The following is a 20,845-nucleotide window of genomic DNA, read 5'->3' on the forward strand; positions in this document are numbered from 1 at the left end:
ATACAAGTTCACGCTTTATGCGGACAAAAGAATACTGGAAGAATTTCAAAGATATCCAACCAGGTAAAATTGTTGGCTGGATATTTACAGTCGAAGAATTAGGCGAAAGAATGAAAGCGTAAATATTGCAGTAGATCGCAGCAGGAAAGGAGATCAATCGGTTGCCCATAAATTGAGGCGACTTCCCACTCTTAAAATCGGCTCAATCAAAATTTTAACATTGAACCATTGGTCCATTTTTCCATTGATCCATTTACACATTGACCCATTTATACATTGATTCAATGATTCAATGAACCGATGATTTTTACCGCATCAGGATCATCTTCTTAACATCGTGGAATTTACCAGCTCGAATCCTGTAAATATAAACACCGCTCGTTAGATTACTTGCATCAAAATGTACAGACTTATAACCCGCTTTCTGGAATTCATCGATGAGTGTTGCAAACTCTCTTCCTAAAATATCGTACACCTTCAACACAACGTGTGCATCTTCGGATAAACCGTAGTGTATTTCCGTTGTCGGGTTGAAAGGATTGGGATGATCCCGAAAATTGCATTCGAGAAATCATTTAAAGGCTCGACTTCTGTAATCTATTGGCATATAACAATTTAAGGACAGATTTTCTAATTGCATTGCATTAGAAAAAGTGAAATATTCTTTTGCTGCAAACCAATCAACATTAACATATTAGTGGAAGAAACAATTTTCTATTGCATTTTTCGGGTTAAAGAGTAAACGTTTGGTTCGACAGGCTCACTAAACGTTCGGATGAAATTATTTCGTGTTTGTTTTTAGCAGAATGTCAGATTTGCGATCCGACTTTCCGGTTATATATTTCCAGCTTTGAAAAGCGAAACCACGGCAGGGCTTTTTGTTTGTAAGTCGATGAGGTTCGTCGACTTTTATTAGGTCGAACAAACTGCTCGACTTACAGAGCAGTAATTGCGATAACAAAAAGAGCCGACTCCTCCGTTATCCGTCGGTTGACGGAAACGGACTGAATCGGCTCTTTATTGCCATTGGTACATTTATTCATTGATTCATTGATTCAATGAGCCAACGATACGTTGAGCTTACCGCATTACCGCATCAACAGCATCTTTTTCACTGACGTGAATGAACCGGCAGTTAATTTGTAGAAATATGTCCCACTCGAAAGATTGTCGGTGCTAAAATCGACTCGGTAGTTACCGGCTTTCATTTCGCCGTTCATCAGTGTTGCAACTTCCTGACCTAAAATGTTGTAAACTTTCAGTGTAACTAAACCAGAAACAGGAATACTGAAATCAATTTTAGTATTTGGGTTAAACGGATTTGGATAATTTTGTGATAACGAATAATTATCAGGAATTGCACTATTAATATCACGTACAGAAACAGGTCCCATAGTTCCAAAAACTATACGTAAACGAGCAGAGGTTGGAGGAGGAGTTGGGAAAGTCCACGAGTGATTACTACCATAACCGGCTTCGTTATCTAAATAATAAGCACCGCCAAGTTCAACGCCCGGATAACCAGCAGCAAACTTGAACTCGAATGTGCCGCCGGGGGTACCAGCGAGCCAGAGGATATCGCGTGAGTAAAACTTGTCGCCCATAATTTCGTCGCCGTTGGTTGCATCGTCGTACAATTTAATTAATGTACCTGCTGTTGTATCGTCGTAACTCCAATTACCCTGCCAAGCACCTAATGGAGCTGCGCCCCCTTTTATCCAAACATCTCTTAAATTAGTTATTAGCTGGGATGTGCGGAAGTCAACAGGAGCCCTCATATCTATCACGAACTTTATCATTACATCGTGTGGTAGTCCGACTGCTTTAGGAATAATTGTCGGGAAAGCAATTGGTAAGATTGAATCAACGCCCGCCCATACGTAAACCCTGTCCGAACCAGTTTCATAACCACCGCCGTTTTCAAATCTTTCATCAGGATATGCTTTGAATTTGTACTTAACTTCTGAATCGAGAGCAGTTTTGATTGTAAGAGTTGTAGTGAACAGGCCAGCTGTCATAAAATCTTCAACCATTTTTTGGTTACCACCGGTTATGGCTCCACCAGCAAAAATAAGAATTTTTAAAGAATCAGTTGCAGTATTAAAACTGCCGCTGTTTATAAGTGCCGCAATGTCGGCTTGGAATGTAATATCTTTTTCAGTTATCGGTTTGTCGGTTGGACGTAAACCGCCGAACCATTTCCAAACGATAGTAGTATCGTTTTTCATTGGGAACATATTGTCGCCACCGGGTTCCCATCCTGCACCGCCAGGTCCATCGATATAATATTTATAGTAAATGTTTCTTGCACTGTCGGGATGGAATTTTGCAACTCCTGAATAAAACATGCTCGTTCCTTCGCGAGATAATAGATAAGTTGCACCCCAGTCGAATGGCTCAAAACCTCCACGAATTCCAACCTGTTGCGTTGCCGGGTCGAAACCAATTACTCCTGCAACATTAACCCTCAACCATACATCAACACTATCTGAAGGTGTGTAGGGTGGGTTATCGAAACCCCGTTTGTAATATCGTAGAGGAAGTACAGTATCTTTTGTAACAGTAAATGCAGTGTTTGACATATCTTCCCATGCTGTGGCATAGTATTGCACTTCTAAGTTTGTTCCACTTGGGAAAGGATGTGTAACTTCCCAATAGTCGCCACCTATGTTTGTCATTAAAGGAGAATCATCGCCCCAAGTAAGTGGAGCTGTATTGCCTCTAATTTGTACCATAGAAGTCGATACAATTGTATCGTTGCGGGTTGATGTATTAAGTTTGAATGTTACATTATAAGTAGGAGGCGGTGGGAAAATTGCAGACCAAGATTTACCTACACGAATACCATCTAATGTTAAACGAGGAGCATTTACGTTGGTTCCTTGTCGTAAGTTAATCGCTGCGCAACCTGTAAAATCAGCATCTGTAGATCCATAGCTGAGATCCGGTATTGGTTCTACCGCACCTTGTGATGGGTTAATAAATAAATAGACAGAGTCATCTGTCGTTGAACCTGAATTAAATGAATACTTCAATACGATAAGATGAGTAGTATTCATCGCGTAAGTTGCTGTAGTATAAACGGCTGTGCCAGTGGATCCTTTTAATAGCCCGAATACAACGTCGCTGCCGCTGAGTTTAGCGAAAACTCTACCTCTAAATGTAGTACTTCCCGCAGACTCGGTAAAATGGAAGAAGTAATCGCCCGTTGTCGTAGCTTTGGTTATGTTTACGAGAAACGAGGCATACATACTTCCTGAAGTCTGTGAAGTAAATGTCCGGTAAATATCCTGACCAGTAGTATCGACGTGCACACCATTACCCACAACCGAGGGATAATTAGCATAAGTCAATCCGGGGGACACTACCTTGATAGTATTAACATACGATGCTGTTGGTTGAACAACCCAACCATGCAGTACATTTAAAGAATCTCCTGCTGGATAGTCAAAATTTTCTTCCAACAATAGTTGTCCCAAAGTTGTCGAGCTAAATGCTAAGCCGACAACGAGGAGAATTGTTATTAAAAACTTATTCATTTGAAACCTCCTTGTTTTGTTATTAGTGATTATTTAATTAAAAAGTAACACCTAATGAAAGCCTCTGAACATCCTTAAACACGCCGAATTGCTCAGAGCTGAAGTCGATAAATAAATCTGAATCGCTGTACAAATTATATTTCAGACCGATGCCATACGAGAAACCTTGATTGGCATCGTCGCGGAATAACGATTTATAACCGGTACGAAAGAAAACATTGTTATTCCAATTATACTCAATTCCTAAGTTTACAGATTGGGAATTGTCGTTAGGGTATAAAGCATCGACAGCCGCTGTAAAAGTAGAGTTGGAAAATTTCAGAACATCCATACAAACACCGACACGGAAAAGCAGCGGCAATGTCCACGAGTCTGTTTTTAATACTGCTGTAACCGCAGGATTATTCCCGCCGTCGCCTGGCGCTAAATCAATCTTGCGGTATAAATCTTTGCCGCTCATTTGCATTTCAGATCCAAAATTAGTTATGCTCATACCTATTTTCATATCGTTAAAATAAGTTCTAAACAGAATACCAACATCAAGAGCAAAGGCGCTTGCAGAAGAATGCCATATTCTTTGTTGAATATACTTAATTGTACCACCAATTGAAAATCTGTCAGTTAGATTTCTTGCGTAAGTTAAACCCACAGCCAAATCGGAAGCATCCCAAAACTGCTGAATACCTTCCGGATTTTCGATCGTTGTTATTTCTTCATCACCATAATCGAGATGGGTTATATTCAAACCGAATGCGTTTTCCTCATCTATAGCCACAACCAAACCTACCCAGTTAAAATCGGTTTCAACTAACCACGGTGTATGCGCAGCAATTAATTCGGTGCGATTCAATCGCGAGACTCCACCGGGATTCCAGTAAAGTGCCGAGGCATCGTTAGCCAATGCAACAAAAGAACCACCCAGAGCAGATGACCTGGGCGAAACACCGATTCCTAAAAATGGAGCTGCCGTAGTGCCAACTTTTGATTGAGTAAGCAACAAACCTGATGTGGTTAAAAGCAAAATCAGTATTGTATATATATTTTTCATATTTCTACCTATTTAATTATCGCAATTTTGCCATACTGAAGGCCAACTTCGGGTGCATCGACTACATAAAAGTAAACACCGAAAGCAATATCTAAATTCTCTTTTGTCCGCAATTCCCAAGTTACTTCACCTTCAAACATATTGCCGCTGTGATAAAGCGTGCGGATGTGTTCGCCCCGTGCCGTATAAATGTCGATTTTAGAATTTACAGGAATATTTGTGAATGTAATTTTACGTTCGCCTCTGCCAGTAACGCCTGTGGGCAAAGGTTGTTCTTGTGTTGTTGCCGATACGTATGGATTGGGAACGACTTTAACTTTTTTGATTTCAGATTTAGCTTTTTGAATGTCGATCTTTGCACCAACAACACTAAACTCAAATTCATCGTTTCGGTTGAGCGGTTTCGTCGTTATTATTTGAAGTCTGTCACCTTCTAAAGGTCTGTACGAAGTTGAATCAACTCCTTTGAATTCGATGAGCCACGAAACAACATTCGTTGCTAATGAATCAATAAAACAAACGACATCATTGTTCGAGAGTGTGTCCCTTACAACATTCGGGTTAGCTCTTTCGTAAAAGCCATATTTTATCTCTCTTGGATTGTTCCTATCGGTAATATTGTAAACTTTAAAATTTGTTCTACGCGCCGGCATATTAAACCGTGCCGGAGTGTCTTCGAATAAAACGAAAGGTGCAGACATCTGGTCGAATGAATTTGAAAATCTAATCTCGTAATCAAACGGCGGGCGTTTGCCGCTGTCCTCATAAATAATGCTACCTATCTGCCTCCCCTCAATTCTTGGTCTGAATGTTAATAGATTTGGTTTTGATGTGTCGGACCAGCCCGATGCAAATGGATTTATAATCCGGTTCCATTCGTTGGCGAAAACAAGTGTAATTCCATCAAAAATATCACTGTCCTTTACTTCGGGCAAATATGGTGTTCTGTGCATGTAAGGACTTTTTTTAATTACAGTTATTGGTGCCGCAGGATTTGTGTTATTCACTATCTTGTAGAAAGAAGTTATTGGTATCATTTCTTCGTTATCGCGATGGTCGATATTCGGTTCACCGACATCCGGTTTTCCGTTACCTTGCGTTCCATCAATATCAATTTGTGTTGAGTCGCCGTCGGCACCTACATCGTCTCTCCACGCAATAATATTTCCGGCAGTATTCTTAATATGATTTCTCCAATTATTATTATTATCGACACTGTCCATAGATGAATCGAAAAATTTTAAGGTGTATTTATTTCCATCTTTTATTTTAGTTGCATCCATAACATTATAATAAACCGTTCCCTCCGATTGCCCTTTTGTTTTTGTAAGTTGAATACCTGAAGGGGGCGGCACATATCCGACCGATGGCTTTTGCGGGATTACAAATGCTGTATTTATATCGAGTGTAATTTTTCCGGTCGCATCGCGGGCAATGAATTTTGTATTTTCAGATGGGGGTAAATTTTTCTCTACATCTCCCCTATCATAAGCTACTACAGCGTAGTAGTAAATTTTTCCGTTTTGCACTGTGCTATCCACAAATGAATGTTGAATTCCTACATCGCTGCCTAAATAATACTTTACTCCTTTGCCGAAATCGTTCGGGAAGAAACCCGATATTCCATTCTTCAAATCGAATTGAGCCAAAGGACGATCGAACAACGGATTACCTTGCCCGTCCGAAATTACACGTATATCATTGAAGTTAGGTTCTGTTGAACGGTAAATTTTATACCCCTCAAAATCATTTACCTTTAAATCGGAATCAAAAGTTTTTTCTTCCGACGTTCGATCCCAATAAAGAGTAACCTTACCGTCGCCCGCAACAACGGTGAGTGTTGGCTTTTCAGGCGGCTTTGCAAAATTGTAATTATTGGAATAGATTTGCTTCATCGTTCGTAAATTAGAATATAGCGATGCCGTATCCAATTGATGACGGGCTGGAGCTTCACCGAAGAAAAGGGCTAACGAAAATCTTTCAGTTTTTCCGGCAGGTAGTGGAAAATAGCCCGATCCGTAAATAAAGTCGCCATCCTCACCCCTTATCGCCATATTATTTACAAAGTTAGTTGGAACTTCAAAGAAACCGGGAGCCATTCGCTGCCAGAGGTTTGCATCATTTGCCATCGAGATGTTGCCGGCGGGAACAAAATATTCGAAACTCGTTAAGCCAATCATATCCGACTCGTCAATATCAGTTGCATCGAAACGTGGCTCGCCTGCATCGGGTCTACCATTACCTTCACCTGCATCGCCTGTCCCGGCAACTCCGTCTGCACCTACATCGTCGGTTGTTACGTCCCAGTCGCCATCGTTATCAATACCGTCATCGCGGGCTTCATCAATTAATGGATTAGAAAGTCCAACTCCTGTAAAATAGTTTTTATATTTTAACGGATTTAATTTTTCGAAAAGTATAGTTCCATCGGCTTTCCTGCGAATTTGTTTGTAGTGTACTTCAGGGTTTTCATCAATCAGACCATCGAGGTCATCATCGAAACCGTTATTGATGATTTCCGTTAATGTATCGCCAGGGGCTATCGAATAAGTTTTTCCTTGTGATACAAAATCTGTTCGTGCGTTTGGCACATCAACAACAGTTCGTGCAAATGTTTTTTTATCTATCAACACCAATTTGTTAGCCGGGAAATTCGGATTAGTACCGGGTGAAAGAGCAGCAACGCGCGGCAGGAAATCAAGCTCTACGAAAAAATTTCCAGCTCCGTTTCTACCATCGCCATCGTTATCAATTCCATCATAAGAATTACTCGGACTTTCCAAAAATGCATAACCGACAAAACCTACATCGTTGGGATTTGGCTGCCATTTCGGATTTGCCGATGGGTCGATTGAGAAATTATAATCCCAACTGTAAGTTAAATCTTCCTTGACATCAAAAAAACTCACATCGTCGTTCCACTCGGTTCCTCCAATTCCAACATAAGTTCCTACAATCATACCGAAAGCAACTTTTGGATAATCGACTTTACTTTTGTTTGTAATTTCATAAAGCCAAAAGATACCATCTTGAGCTAGGAAATTATTCCACTGCATAGCACGGACTTTTACTTCTAAACCAAGCCCTTTGCGAGTCAGATCGGTTGAATCGGGAACAAAAATAAAAGACGATGAATCGGCGCTGAACACTTTCCAATCGGATGCATAAAATTCTTCATCCGCATTATCATCCATTTTAAAATATGTTTCCTGATCGGAATTCATAACTCCTCTGCCGAAGTAGCCATTCCATTGTGCATTACCTTGGACATCAATCCAGGTTGGTTGGTCGGGCCAATAAGGGGGCCATGTGTCGCGAATGTTATTGACAGCAACACTTTTACCCGGTTCGTTCCTGTTTGGGTTTGCGTAGCCCGGAATAGGCTCAAATCCCCAAAAAGCGCCTCCGGCGGGAGGTCCATCGCCTCCACCTGGACGTTCAACGGGACATATAACAACAGAAGTAAAAGTGGTATCTATAATTGTTCCGTCTCTCCGCTTTTTCTTAACGGGAACTTCAACAGCTACGAGCGGCGATACATCTCCGACGTACCCGTTGTCATCGTATTTCCAAGCACCGCGAGGACCGATACCCGTTGGTTGTGCTATCACGCCATAATTTCCAAAAACTGTTTTAACACGGTTGCCGTTAAGCGTTCCTGATTTTCGAAATGTCCGGTCGCCCCGCTCCTGTGCTAACAACACACAGTCGCTAATTAAAAATAGTAGAAATATTAATAGTATAATTTTTTTCATATTCATTTATTTATGTTTATTAAAAATAAATTGATAAACCTAATTCAACTGTTCGAGGTTGAGAATAGAAAGTAGGATTTCTAAAATACTCGCCCAAGCTATTTACCAACTCGGGTTGTTGATTGAGACGCGCTTGCTGTTCATAAATTGTGAAATCAGCTCTGCCTGTATCGGTATAAACATTTATTTGGTTCTGAGTATCAAACAGATTAGTTATGCGTGTGAAGATGCTGAATCGCAAAGCATCTATCGAGAAATCTTTGAAGCCGCGAAAATCTACATTCATATAATATGGCTTGGTTTCGCTGTTGATAAGCAACACACCAATGTCGGCTGATTGCGGCGGAGTATATGGAGTACCGCTACCCAATTGAATAATGAAACTAACACCCCAGTTGTTTGGGACGTTATAGTTCACTGTCGTATTCATAGTGTGGCGCTGATCCCAATCTAAAGCGACTAATTGAGTTTCCGGAAGCCTGCCGCCTGCAATTGCATTTCGTGTGGACGACGGGTCGCTCGAATTTCCTTTAGCAATCTGATAAGTGTAATCGAGTGTTGCCGAAAACCCTTGTGTGAAACGTTGATTGAGTGAAACGATAATTCCTCGCACGAAACCGAAATCGCTGTTCACATACTTGCTGTATTTTGCCGAACCGCCGAAGATAAAAATTTCTTCAGCGCGTGTGCCTGCTAAATTCCGGATATCACGAACGTAACCAGTTAAAAACAAACTCAGATTGTCTGTCAACTGTTGTTGAACTCCTATTTCGTAACTTACAGTCTGTTGCGGGTTCAAGTCGGCGTTTCCAACCACTCCGATGTTGCCCGTCCCGGTTCCTAATTTGAAGTAAGGATTCTGATACAATAAATCGAACGCCGGCAATTGGAAAAAGTGTCCGTACGAAAAGTGGATATTACCTCTATCGGTAATCGGGAAAGCCACTCCAATCCTCGGACTGTATTGGAATTTAGCCGATGGACGTTTGTACCAATAAGCCATTCGTTCAGCCAAAGTTTTTACCGGCTCATCTTCCTGCTTAATCCCATCACCATTGTAATCGTGAAAGCGGTTCGACGGTCTTAGAGGGTCAAAAACATTCGGGTCGGATTCGTCCGATAACATCCATCCATCCGACTCAAAATAATCAGCCCTGATGCCAACATTAACGATCATATCCTGGAATTCCATTTTATCTTGTATGTAGGCGGAAAGCTCAATTGGTTTTCGTTTATAATAATTGTATGAATATCCCGAAATATCCCCTAATCTTGTTTGTATAAACGGATTATTATCGTCTTTATCGCTGTTTGGGTTGCGGCTCAGATCGCCGTCCGATGGAATTAAATTGAAGTCCTCATAGCCAATCTGATGTTGTCGGTATTCTGCACCAAATTTAATTAGGTGTGTATGTGTAACTTGTGAAGTGATATCCGCTTTCCCAGTCCAAGTTTCTGTGAAACGACGGAAACGATGTAAATTACCACCACCGGTTCGAAAACTATAAGGCGGTTGTTGATTGTTCAGGTTAGGATGGATGTATCGTGGATCGTGTATGTTTTCATATTGATAATGCTGATAGGTTTTGAAAAAATTAGAAATGCCGACAGTATAAAAAGTTGAACTCGATAATGAATGAGTAAGTGTTGATATGTTTGAATACCCGTTACGGAATCGATTCAGGTTTCCATCGGGATTGTATTTTAAAGAAAAATCGAAATCCTGATATTTCACTCTATCTAAAAAATAACTGTGTGTAAGTTTGAGTGTTGGAAGAATATTCACCGAAGTTTTGAATTGGAAATATTTTTTTTCGTTCCAGTTCATCGGAATTATCTTTCCGTCTCCCGATTTATAAATTATCCATTTTGTAATATCTGGGTCGGAGTTTTTTGTAATGTCGGATGGATTATATTTACGGACCCCCGACAACCAGCCGTCGTTATAATAATATCTCGCATTTGTGTAGAAAAATATTTTATCTCGAAAAACGGGACCGCTAAAACTTCCTTCAAAATTTCGAATCGAGAAAGTATTAATTTTATCTATTCCTAAAAAAATATCTTTATGTGAACTTAAATTGTCGCCGATATACGATGTAAACGAGCCGCTGAATTTATTCCCTCCATCTTTCGTGCTGATATTAACGATACCCGACATTGCCTGACCGTATTCAGCACTGAAAGCGCCGCTTATCAGTTGCAGTTCCTGAATCGCATCTTTACCAACTTCAATCACTACTCCGCCGTCGTAAACGTCGGTTACAGGAACGCCATCGACCCAGTATGCAGTTTCGCCGCTGCGCCCGCCTCGTATATGTCCAGCCATTACACCGGCTTGTAAATTAACTAATTGAGTGAATTCACGAATCGGTAATGCCCGTATTGCTTCGGCGTTCACAATAGATGTTGATGCAGTTAAATCTTTTTGAACCATCGGGCGGTCGGCAGTAATAATAACTTCATGAATTTCGAGCACGGTTTCGCTTAAAATAAAATCCTGTTTTGTGGTTAAATCTATCTGAACTAAAATGTTCTTAATAGTTACAGGGTTATAACCTAAGAGCGATGCTTTTAAGATATATGTGCCGGGTGGAATATTCAGGATGGTGTAGTTACCATTAATATCGGATGTTGCACCGTATGTTGTGCCCTCAATAAAAACATTAACGCCGATAAGAGGTTCGTTCGATTTGGAGTCATATATTCTACCGGAAATTTTACCCGTATTACCGGCAAAGAGAGTCAGAGTGAATAAAAAAACTAAAAAAGAGTTAAAAAGTAATATTTTTATTTTCATTTAAAATGTCTCCTCAAAAAAAAGCATTTATTAATATGTAACACAGGGAAAAAATACAAATGTTTATATTGAAAGTCAAATTTTGGTCGCTTTGGTTTTATTCCTAAATATGCTTATCTTTAATCCAAATAAATACAGCATATTTAAGAATTTATCTGGGATTGTCTGGAAGCAATCTTTTTTTTTGTCAATTTTATAGAAGGAAAGTATAATGAAACGAACATTTCAACCGAGCAACCGAAAAAGAAAAAACGTACACGGCTTCAGAGAAAGAATGAAAACTAAATCAGGACGTGAGGTTTTATCACGCAGGCGAGCCAAAGGCAGAAAGAAATTAACCGTAAGCGACGAAGGTTAGCCATTATTTGAGATATACTTTACGCAAATCAGAAATTCTGCGAGGAGGTAATAGTTTCTGGAAAGTAATTTCATCGGGGAATAAAATTATTGAAAAGAGCATAATTTGCTATTTTCTGATTGAAGAAGCTGGTGCGGCTGAACAATGCAAGGTGCGGATCGGCTTTACAACAAATAAAAGAATAAAAGGTGCTGTAATCCGCAACAGGTTAAAGCGGCTGATGCGCGAAAGTTATCGTTTAAATAAACATATACTCGACATTGATTCATCGAAAAAGATAGCTCTTTCGGCAGTATTTATTTTCGGAAAAAAAAACAGGCTGCCCGAAAAAAATATCGAGTTTAATATTGCGAACGAAGATATTATGAATATACTCAAGAAGTTGAAGGTTATGATTATGAATAGGATAGTTGGATGAATGTTTTAGCAATATATGTAATAAAATTCTACAGGTTAATCATCTCGCCACTGTTGCCGCCTAACACTTGCCGCTTTTACCCAACGTGTTCGGAATATGCTTTGGGGGCTTACCAGGAATTTGGTTTCTTTAAAGCAAGTTGGCTGGCTGTTCGACGTATCTCGAAATGCCATCCTTTGCACGAGGGCGGATACGACCCGGTACCTAATAAAAAAGAGAATAATATTTAAGGAGTATAAATGGACAGGAACAGTGTAATAGGATTTGTATTAATTGGAGTAGTTTTACTTGTGTGGATGTATTATAATACTCCCAAACCGTCCGATATAAAAAAAACTACCGCCGATACAACCGAACAAATACAAAAATCGAATATTGAAAAAATCCAAGCCATTCCATTTCCCGAAGAAAAACCTGTTGTCGATACTGCCGGTATGTTCGGTAAATATTTTTCTGCTTTCAAAACCGGCGTTGAAAAAGTAATCATTATTGAAACAGATAACTATACTGCCGAGATTACAACGAAAGGCGGATTGATTAGGAAATGGGAACTTAAAAAATATAAAACATGGGATAAACATCCTGTTCAATTGGTTGATTTCGATAAAGGGGGCGATTTTAGTTTACTATTCAATTCGTCCGATGGAAAATTAATAAATACTCGAAATTTATTTTTTGCATCAAATTATAAAGCTTGGGATAAAATCGTACTTCAGAACGATGCGACTTTTAAAGTAATACTAAACCTGTCTCTCGAAGGCAATCGGAGAATTGAAAAACATATAACATTCAAGAATAACTCTTATTCCGTAGAAGTTGATTACAAACTTATTCGTTTGGAGCCGATAATAGCCAATTATGAATATCAGGTTATTTGGGAAAATGGTATTCGCTATGCTGAGCACAACAGCGCCGATGAATCGCGGAACGCTTATGCGTTTGCCTACTCAGGGGGCGAGTTAGCCGAATTGGATGCAACTACCGAAGACGTCAGTAAAACAAATATTAGCGGTAAAACAGATTGGGTTGCCTCACGAACAAAATATTTTGCCGTAGCTATTATCTCGAAAGACCAGAAAAGCACGGGCGCATACTTGGAAGGCTCTCACCGGAAAATGCCTAACCACGGCTTAAGGGAAGATTACAGTATTGCAATGAAAATGCCTTACCACGATACAAGAGATTCGCTAGCGTCGTTCATATTATTTCTTGGTCCTCTCGATTATAATATTCTTAAAGAATACGATGTCGCGCTGGAAGAGGTACTTAGTTTAGGTTTGGCTTGGCTGATTCGTCCAATTTCTGTTTATCTCATTATTCCGCTGCTGGAATTTTTACATTCATTTATTCCTAATTATGGTTTGGTGATAATTATTTTCTCAATTATTATCAAACTACTGCTGCACCCACTCACAAAGGCGAGCATGAAATCGATGCAAAGAATGCAGGCGCTCCAGCCAATGATTGAGGAAGTCAGAACCAAGTACAAAGAAGATCCTCAAAAAATGAATCAATCTATTATGCGGCTTTACAAGGAGTATGGCATCAATCCTGCGGGTGGATGCTTGCCTCTTCTTTTACAAATGCCAATACTGTTTGCTTTGTTCACAGTCTTCAGTTCTGCTATCGCACTCCGTCAGGCTAATTTTATCTGGTGGATAACCGACCTTTCGATCCCCGACACAATAGTTACGCTTCCGTTCGTTATCCCGATGTTAGGCATTCAAGAAGTCAGCGGACTTGCTCTTGCGATGGGTATAACTATGTTTATTCAGCAAAAAATGACCATCAAAGATCCACGACAAAAAATGATGGTTTGGTTAATGCCGATTATGCTTACACTACTATTTAATTTCTTCCCATCCGGATTGAACTTGTATTATTTCATGTTCAATTTGCTTTCAATTGTTCAGCAAATATACGTAACAAAAAAACATAAAAATGAACCGCTCCGAAAAGTAGAACCCAAGAAAAAAGGGGGCGGACTGATTGGCAAGCTTTCTCAGAATATGCCAAAATTAAAGAAATAATTTGTATCAATAATATTTCTTTCGAGTTTATAAGTGTTAGAAAATATCGGATTATTTTTACAATCCGGTATTTTCGCTTTTTACGCATTTTGAAAAATGAGATACGCTGAAAAAATATTAATTATCCGATTAAGCTCGATAGGCGACATACTTCTATCATCGCCTCTTGTCAGATGCTTGCGAAATAAATTTCCCAATTCGCAAATCGATTTTTTAGTGCGGAACGATTATTCCGATCTTGTAAAATACAATCCACACATCAGCAAAGTTATTGAATTTGATATACAAGGCGGATTCAATAGTTTAAAAAAACTTACCCGTCAACTCAAACAAGAAAATTACGATATAGTTCTTGATATTCACAACAGTTTGCGCAGCCGTTATATACGTTACTTCATTAAACCAAAAAGTGTTCACATTGTAGATAAACGAACAGCAGCCCGGTTTTGCTTGATAAATTTTAAACAGAACCTTTATAAAAAAGACATCCCCGTTGCAGAAAGATACCTCGAGACAGCCAAAAAACTTGGAGTTGAAAACGATAAAAAAGGACTTGAGGTTTTTATACACGATAATCAACAGAATAAAATTGCAGAGAAATTGTTACAGGTTCGTTCGAGCAATATCAAGCTGATTGTCGGTGTAGCTCCATCGGCAAAACACAACACAAAGAAATGGCAAGCCGGCAAATATATCGAGCTACTCGCACGATTGGTAACGGAACAAGATGCTCTCGTACTTGCTTTCGGAGGGATTGAAGATAAAAACGAAATTGATGGTATAGTAAACCAAGTAAATGAAATTACCGGTAAGCAAGCGGCGGTAAATTTTGCGGGCGAGTTATCGCTATTAGAAAATGCTGCAGCTTTCGATTATTGCAATGTTGTTATAACTAACGATACCGGACTGATGCACATTGCAGCGGCGCGCAAGAAAAAGATTGTAGCTCTTTTTGGGCCTACAGTGCGGGAATTCGGCTTTTTTCCTTATGGTACTGAAAATATCGTCGTTGAAGACAAGACGCTTAGTTGCCGCCCCTGTTCGCACATCGGCTCCAAAACCTGTCCTAAAAAACACTTTAAATGTATGCAAGATATTTCATCCGAAAAAGTTTACACCGAAATAAAACATATTTTAAATATTCAATGAAAACCGTCTGGTTAATAATATATAATGCTATCGTGTTGCCTCTCCTCTGGCTGATAATTATGGCTGTTGGTTTGTTCAAGCAAAAATTTCGTGTAGGAATTGCAGGCAGGAAAAACTTATTTCCAAATTTGCAGTCGCAACTCGCCAAGTTGAATGGTGATTCAAAAAGGATTTGGTTTCACGTATCGTCATTGGGCGAATTCGAGCAAGCAAAACCGATCATATCAAAATTAAAAATCTCACACCCCGAATATAAAATTATCGTCTCATTTTTCTCACCTTCCGGATATGAACCATCGAAGAAATATAAACTTGCAGATGCTATTACATACATACCTTTCGATAGCTATTGGAATGCAAAAAAATTCATACGCCTTGTAAATCCTGCTGCCGCAATTATGATACGTTACGATTTATGGCCCAATCATATTTGGGAATTGAAAAAACATCGTATTCCCCTGTTGATTACAAACGCATCAATGAGCCGTGATACCATTAGAAGGTATCCTTTGTTAAAATCTTTTCACCAGATTATATACAATACAGCCGACTGCATATTGACTGTCGGCAAAAACGACTTGGATGTTTTTAAAATGTTCAAACTCGATTATCCGAAATTTGATGTAATGGGAGATACACGGTTCGATCAGGTTATGCTTCGAAGTATCGAATCGAAAAAGAAACATTTAATTCCAGCACACATTTCTGAAGGAAAAAAAATATTAGTTGTGGGAAGCAGTTGGGAAGCTGATGAAGAAATTTTATTTCCGGTGTTCTATCAGCTTCAAAATTTAATTCCAAACATTTTAATGGTAATTGCTCCTCACGAACCGACAAGTCAGAATTTGGAACGTATCGAAAACGAACTAAACGGCAACACTACATATATTCGTTTTTCAGATCTGAATGATTATAGCGGAGAAAAAATAATTTTGGTAGATAGCATAGGAGTTCTGATGGCGTTATATCAATATGCCGATGTAGCATTTGTTGGTGGGAGTTTTAAATCGAAAATACATAATGTATTAGAGCCGGCGGTTTACGGGATTCCGGTTGTGTTCGGTCCTCATTATGCAAATTCTTCGGAAGCAGTGTTGCTATTGAACGAAGGCGCCGGTTTTTCAGGTAATACTGAAACCGAGATTTTCGAAATTTTGAAGAATCTTTTTTTACACGAGGAATTCCGTTTGCAAGCCGGAACCAAAGCGAATGAGTTTGTAAAGAAGAACTTAGGTGCAACCGATAAGTTCATCACCTATTTTGAAAAACTTTTATTAAATTAAATTATGAGAATAGCATATCTTGATACGATAGCAGGAATAAGCGGCGACATGACGTTAGCGGCTTTTATTGCCGCCGGGGTAAGTTTAGATTCGCTCGAGCGTGAACTTGGAAAATTGAAATTAGAAGGTTATGAGCTTCGATTGAAAGAAGTTGTCCGCAGTGGAATATCGGCTGTGAAATTAGATGTTGTAATTACAAACCAACCTAAATACCATCGGCACTTAAAAGACATCCACCAAATTATCGACTCAAGCGAGTTATCTGAAAAAGTAAAGCATAATGCAAAAAATATTTTCAAGGAACTCGCAATCGGCGAGGCAACTGTTCACAAAACAAGCATCGAAAAAATTCACTTCCACGAAGTTGGTGCATTAGATGCGATAGTTGATATTGTCGGAACAGCTATTTGTTTAGAACTTTTACAGATCGAAAAAGTTTACACTTCTCCTATAAAACTTGGCAGTGGCGGATTTGTAAACACCGAACACGGAACAATGCCCATCCCGACACCGGCTACTATTGAAATTCTTAAAAATTATCCCACCGTATTAACAAACATTCCTTTCGAGCTGACTACTCCAACGGGCGCTGCGATAGTAAAGGCATTGTCGTCGGGTGTTCTTTCGATTGAAAATTTTGAAATGAAAAGTATCGGTTATGGTTCGGGCAGCAAAGATTTGGAAATTCCTAATCTCCTCCGTTTAATTGTTGCCGAACTCGAAACTACAAAAGCCGATGAATCACTTGTCGTGCTGGAAACCAATATCGACGATATGAATCCTGAAATATATCCTTATGTAATCGAGAAGCTGCTTTCAGCCGGCGCTCACGACACATATCTGATTCCAATCATAATGAAAAAAGGGAGACCCGGAATTTTATTATCGGTGTTGGTTGAAAGAAACAAACTCGAAAAAATTACACAAATATTTTTTTCACAGACTTCCACACTTGGCATGAGAATACATCACATAGAACGACAGAAGGTCGAGCGGAAGGCGATTAAAGTTACAACAACATTAGGCGAAGTTCAGGCAAAGCTAATAACTCACGGCAACATTCAACGTCTAACACCTGAATTTGAAGAGTGCAAACGAATAGCAGAAGAAAAAGGAATTCCTTTAATCGAAGTTTATAAAATTTTGGAAAAAGAATTTATTACGTCTTCTGCTGCTTCTTTTTAGCCGCCGGGAAAAGTATATTGTTCAGGATTAACCGGTAACCTGGTGAGTTTTTATGCAGATGTAAATCTGTAGGTGGATCGCCTACAGCATGCTGAAAATCTTCAGGGTCGTGTCCACCATACCAGGTAAAAGTTCCGCGCCCATAATTGCCATGAATATATCGAACCTCTTCGGTCCCCTCTTTTTCAGCAAGTATGGTTGTAGTTTTTTTAATCAAACTCTTTTTAAAATTTGTAGTCTGCCCCATAAAACCCTTGATTATGTTCGCATGATTCTGAGTAAGCATAGTAGGAACGGGATCGTATTTTGCCGAAAATTCGAACAAGGTGAAATAATCGGTTTCTTGATTTACAAATCCAGCCATATCACTTGGTGGTATATCAATATCCGAATATTCGTATCGCATAGGGTTGCGTTCGACTGTAAAATTTTCGAAAGCCAAACACTTCGAATAATCCAACATCTTTTGGAAATTAGCATCAGGCGGATCGCCGTCGTACATAACATCACATATGTCGGTGTTCTCGGCGGCTAAAGCGATATCGAACGCATCGGTTGCCGAGCACATAGCAAACAAAAAACCGCCCGAGGCAATATATTCTTTAATAGTTCGTGCAACAGCTTTTTTTAATTCCGAAACTTTCCTATAACCTAACTCCTTTGCTTTCTTTTCATAAAGTATTTGTTGCTCGATGTACCAAGGGGCGGTAGAGAAGGAAGAATAAAATTTTCCATATTGTCCTGTAAAATCTTCGTGGTGCAAATGTAGCCAATCGTATTCAAGCAGCTTTCCTTGTAACACCTCCTCGTCCCAAACTTTATCGTATGGAATTTCGGCGTATTCCATTGCAAGCACAACAGCATCGTCCCACGGTAACACATTTGGTGGAACATATACAGCAACTTTGGGGGCCTTTTCAAGCCGCACCACATCCTGATTGTTATTTTCATCTAAAACTTCAGCATAAATTTGTGAAGCCGCAGCAGCGCTAATCTTTTCAAAATTAACTCCACGAACAAGGCACTCCGACGCCACAAGCTGATGATTGTCGATCATAAACGAACCACCTCGGTAATTTAAAAGCCAATCCACTTCGATTCCTTTTGTTAGCGACCAGTAAGCGATACCGTATGCCTTCAAGTGTTCAGATTGCCTTAAATCCATCGGAATGAGTATTTTCTGAGCAAAGAGTGGCGAACTGAGAGCAAATAGCAAGGAGCAGAGAGCTATGAGTAATAAGCGAGGAGCTGTGAGCGATGAGCGATGAGCATAGAGTAGAAGACGCGAAATGAACTTGGTCGTTCGATATTTGTTTGCCTGAGATGGATTCGGTATATGATTTTTATTTTTCAAAGGACATCTCCCCTAATTTCTCTTATTCTTCTTCTTGCTTCGTTGACATACACAGAACCCGGATATTTTTCCAACAACATTTGATACGCTTCAATTGCTTTAACTGAATTTTTTAATCCCCATTGATAAACTGCTGCTGTTTTCAACTGCGATTTATCAGCGAATACATTATCGGGAAAATCTTTCATTATTCGTTCGTAAGTAAATACGGCTTTCTCGTATTGCTGCATCATCGTATAAACATCACCTAAAACTACTAATGTGTTTTCAACAATATCGGCCTCAGGTTGCTTGGCTGCTAACACCTCCAACACTTCGGCAGCTTTACTGAACTGCCTTTGATGTTTTAATAAAATTCCTTTCGAAAAATCTTTCAGCAGGTTCTCATTGTTTAAATTTTCTTGTATTAATACTTGAAGACCGATTGCATCGTTTGCGATATCGGAATTGGGGCTTGCTAACAGATTTTGCAACTTTTGCTGTGCATCTTTGAAATTACCCCGCAAGAAATCGGTTTCGGCGATAGCAAAATTTGCCTTTTCTCGGAGGTCGGATTGAGCAAACCGCGTCTCAGCAAGCCATCGAAATTTTTCAGCCGCTTTTTCAAGTTCACCTTGCGCTATAAAAACCTGACCGCTTAAATAGGCAGCATCGAAAAGAACAGGAATAAAATTGCTGAAATTTTTTTCTATACGATTTAAGGCATCGGCAGCTTTTGTCAGATCGAATAAAGTATAATAATTGATGGATGCAATTCGATACCACGACCTCGCGGCAAATTCATTGTTCGGATGGTTGGTAATAACTTTGTTGAAAGCAGCTATAGCTAATTGATATGATGGATTAAGACCAGAAGATTTAGTTGCGAAAGGTTTCAAGTCGCCAAAAAGTTTTAAGGTGTCATCTTCAGCAGCAGACTCTTCGAGAGTTCTCGCATAACCGAACTCGGATGCGGGAATGTTAATAGACTTCGGATAATTAATAATCAATTCTTGGTATGCAAGAGCGGCGGTTGAAAAAGCTTTATCGCGGAAGGCGCGTTCGGCAAAGTTAAAAATCTCACGTCCGCCGGCTTTGGTTTTTTCGTCAAGATTTTTAAAAATCGAGAATGCTCTATCATATTTCTTTCCTTCCATATATAACCAAGCCAATAACTGTATCAATTGAGTGTTATCTGTATCCGTTTTGTACGCTGTCTCAACAACTGAGGTGGCAGAATTCAGCCCGTCGGGTTTTCCGGTGTAAATAGAAATACGCGATTGAATGAAACCCAATTGTCCAGGATTTTGCTTAAGAAGCAGCATATATTGTCGGGTCGCCTCTTCATAATTCATAGAAATTGAATACAGGTAACCGATATCACCGGCAAATAAAAATTTATCGTTTAAAACCGATCTACCTTTCTCGTAAACCTTAATTGCATTATCGATCATCCTGCTTTCCACCATTGCGTTTGCAACAATGTAATACGAATTGATGTTTCTGTAATCCACGTCAAGCGCCGACATCCAGGCATTCAAAGCTTTATCCTTGTCGTTTGCACGGAGGTAGGTTTTACCAAGCTGCGATAGTAAACCAACATCTTTCGGACGGAATTTTAAATGTGTATTTATGATTTTAATTGCATCGGAATATCTTTTCAGTTGATCGTATCCGCGCATCAATGCATCAAAGAAAACAACATTCAACGAGTCGGCAGCATACAATTCTTCATAAATTTTTACAGCATTATCCCAATCGCCGGAGCTTTCATAAATTTGCGCCATACGGAATTTGTTATCAAGGTTTCGGACCTGAGCGTGAATTCCACCGACAGATAAGAATATCAGAATTAATAATAATAATTTTTTCATACTATGATTAATATAATAAAAGTTTTGTAATCTTTCCCTTTTCTTTGTATATTTTTGCAGCGATTAATCATCG

Annotated in this window: 13 protein-coding genes and 1 pseudogene; 7 read left to right on the forward strand and 7 right to left on the reverse strand. The window is 39.4% G+C overall.

Annotated features, from left to right (window positions below; translation table 11 throughout):
• Window positions 1-307 precede the first annotated feature (307 nt).
• The 5 genes and pseudogenes from QME58_07815 to QME58_07835 all read right to left on the reverse strand — a co-directional run bounded on the left by QME58_07815 (window position 308) and on the right by QME58_07835 (window position 11,142).
• Window positions 308-532, reverse strand: a pseudogene (locus QME58_07815) (T9SS type A sorting domain-containing protein).
• A gap of 556 nt (window positions 533-1,088) precedes the next feature.
• Window positions 1,089-3,539 (reverse strand): T9SS type A sorting domain-containing protein, encoded by a 2,451-nt coding sequence (locus tag QME58_07820; GenBank protein MDI6803738.1) that lies wholly within the window; start codon window positions 3,537-3,539, stop codon window positions 1,089-1,091.
• Between the two features lie 37 nt (window positions 3,540-3,576).
• Window positions 3,577-4,587, reverse strand: coding sequence for a PorV/PorQ family protein (locus QME58_07825; GenBank protein ID MDI6803739.1), 1,011 nt, complete (start codon window positions 4,585-4,587; stop codon window positions 3,577-3,579).
• An 8-nt stretch (window positions 4,588-4,595) separates the two neighbouring features.
• A complete protein-coding gene (locus QME58_07830) occupies window positions 4,596-8,342 on the reverse strand; it encodes a hypothetical protein (protein ID MDI6803740.1) in 3,747 nt (1,248 codons plus the stop codon).
• A 19-nt stretch (window positions 8,343-8,361) separates the two neighbouring features.
• Window positions 8,362-11,142 (reverse strand): TonB-dependent receptor, encoded by a 2,781-nt coding sequence (locus tag QME58_07835; protein ID MDI6803741.1) that lies wholly within the window; start codon window positions 11,140-11,142, stop codon window positions 8,362-8,364.
• A 211-nt stretch (window positions 11,143-11,353) separates the two neighbouring features.
• On the opposite strand from QME58_07835, the gene rpmH reads away from it, so the two are divergent.
• From rpmH to larC, 7 genes are all read left to right on the forward strand, one after another.
• Entirely contained in the window at window positions 11,354-11,500 is a 147-nt protein-coding gene (rpmH, locus tag QME58_07840; protein MDI6803742.1) for a 50S ribosomal protein L34, read from the forward strand.
• 7 nt (window positions 11,501-11,507) lie between these two features.
• Window positions 11,508-11,918 (forward strand): ribonuclease P protein component, encoded by a 411-nt coding sequence (locus tag QME58_07845; protein MDI6803743.1) that lies wholly within the window; start codon window positions 11,508-11,510, stop codon window positions 11,916-11,918.
• Entirely contained in the window at window positions 11,915-12,148 is a 234-nt protein-coding gene (gene yidD, locus QME58_07850; GenBank protein MDI6803744.1) for a membrane protein insertion efficiency factor YidD, read from the forward strand. The genes QME58_07845 and yidD overlap by 4 nt, the downstream gene beginning before the upstream one ends.
• Window positions 12,149-12,157: 9 nt before the next feature.
• Window positions 12,158-13,948 (forward strand): membrane protein insertase YidC, encoded by a 1,791-nt coding sequence (gene yidC / locus QME58_07855; GenBank protein ID MDI6803745.1) that lies wholly within the window; start codon window positions 12,158-12,160, stop codon window positions 13,946-13,948.
• 96 nt (window positions 13,949-14,044) lie between these two features.
• On the forward strand, window positions 14,045-15,097 hold the full coding sequence (gene waaF, locus QME58_07860) for a lipopolysaccharide heptosyltransferase II (protein ID MDI6803746.1): 1,053 nt from the start codon (window positions 14,045-14,047) through the stop codon (window positions 15,095-15,097).
• A complete protein-coding gene (locus QME58_07865; protein MDI6803747.1) occupies window positions 15,094-16,380 on the forward strand; it encodes a glycosyltransferase N-terminal domain-containing protein in 1,287 nt (428 codons plus the stop codon). Before waaF ends, QME58_07865 begins: the two co-directional genes overlap by 4 nt.
• A gap of 3 nt (window positions 16,381-16,383) precedes the next feature.
• Entirely contained in the window at window positions 16,384-17,565 is a 1,182-nt protein-coding gene (gene larC / locus QME58_07870) for a nickel pincer cofactor biosynthesis protein LarC (GenBank protein MDI6803748.1), read from the forward strand.
• Here larC and QME58_07875 read toward each other — a convergent pair.
• The gene (locus tag QME58_07875; GenBank protein ID MDI6803749.1) at window positions 17,540-18,730 is read right to left on the reverse strand and encodes an asparagine synthetase B; all 1,191 of its coding nucleotides are present in this window, start codon (window positions 18,728-18,730) and stop codon (window positions 17,540-17,542) included. The genes larC and QME58_07875 overlap by 26 nt on opposite strands.
• Before the next feature lie 185 nt (window positions 18,731-18,915).
• Window positions 18,916-20,772 carry a tetratricopeptide repeat protein gene (locus QME58_07880; GenBank protein ID MDI6803750.1) on the reverse strand — a complete coding sequence of 619 codons (1,857 nt, stop codon included), beginning with the start codon at window positions 20,770-20,772 and terminating at the stop codon, window positions 18,916-18,918.
• Window positions 20,773-20,845: the final 73 nt, after the last annotated feature.

The sequence above is a fragment of the Bacteroidota bacterium genome, from assembly GCA_030017895.1.
GTDB lineage: Bacteria > Bacteroidota > Ignavibacteria > UBA10030 > BY39 > JASEGV01.

Coding starts and splice junctions, on each gene's coding strand:
- QME58_07820 (MDI6803738.1), bottom strand. CDS start 3,539: ATGAATAAGTTTTTAATAACAATTCTCCTCGTTGTCGGCTTAGCATTT.
- QME58_07825 (MDI6803739.1), bottom strand. CDS start 4,587: ATGAAAAATATATATACAATACTGATTTTGCTTTTAACCACATCAGGT.
- QME58_07830 (MDI6803740.1), bottom strand. CDS start 8,342: ATGAAAAAAATTATACTATTAATATTTCTACTATTTTTAATTAGCGAC.
- QME58_07835 (MDI6803741.1), bottom strand. CDS start 11,142: ATGAAAATAAAAATATTACTTTTTAACTCTTTTTTAGTTTTTTTATTC.
- rpmH (MDI6803742.1), top strand. CDS start 11,354: ATGAAACGAACATTTCAACCGAGCAACCGAAAAAGAAAAAACGTACAC.
- yidD (MDI6803744.1), top strand. CDS start 11,915: ATGAATGTTTTAGCAATATATGTAATAAAATTCTACAGGTTAATCATC.
- yidC (MDI6803745.1), top strand. CDS start 12,158: ATGGACAGGAACAGTGTAATAGGATTTGTATTAATTGGAGTAGTTTTA.
- waaF (MDI6803746.1), top strand. CDS start 14,045: ATGAGATACGCTGAAAAAATATTAATTATCCGATTAAGCTCGATAGGC.
- QME58_07865 (MDI6803747.1), top strand. CDS start 15,094: ATGAAAACCGTCTGGTTAATAATATATAATGCTATCGTGTTGCCTCTC.
- larC (MDI6803748.1), top strand. CDS start 16,384: ATGAGAATAGCATATCTTGATACGATAGCAGGAATAAGCGGCGACATG.
- QME58_07875 (MDI6803749.1), bottom strand. CDS start 18,730: ATGGATTTAAGGCAATCTGAACACTTGAAGGCATACGGTATCGCTTAC.
- QME58_07880 (MDI6803750.1), bottom strand. CDS start 20,772: ATGAAAAAATTATTATTATTAATTCTGATATTCTTATCTGTCGGTGGA.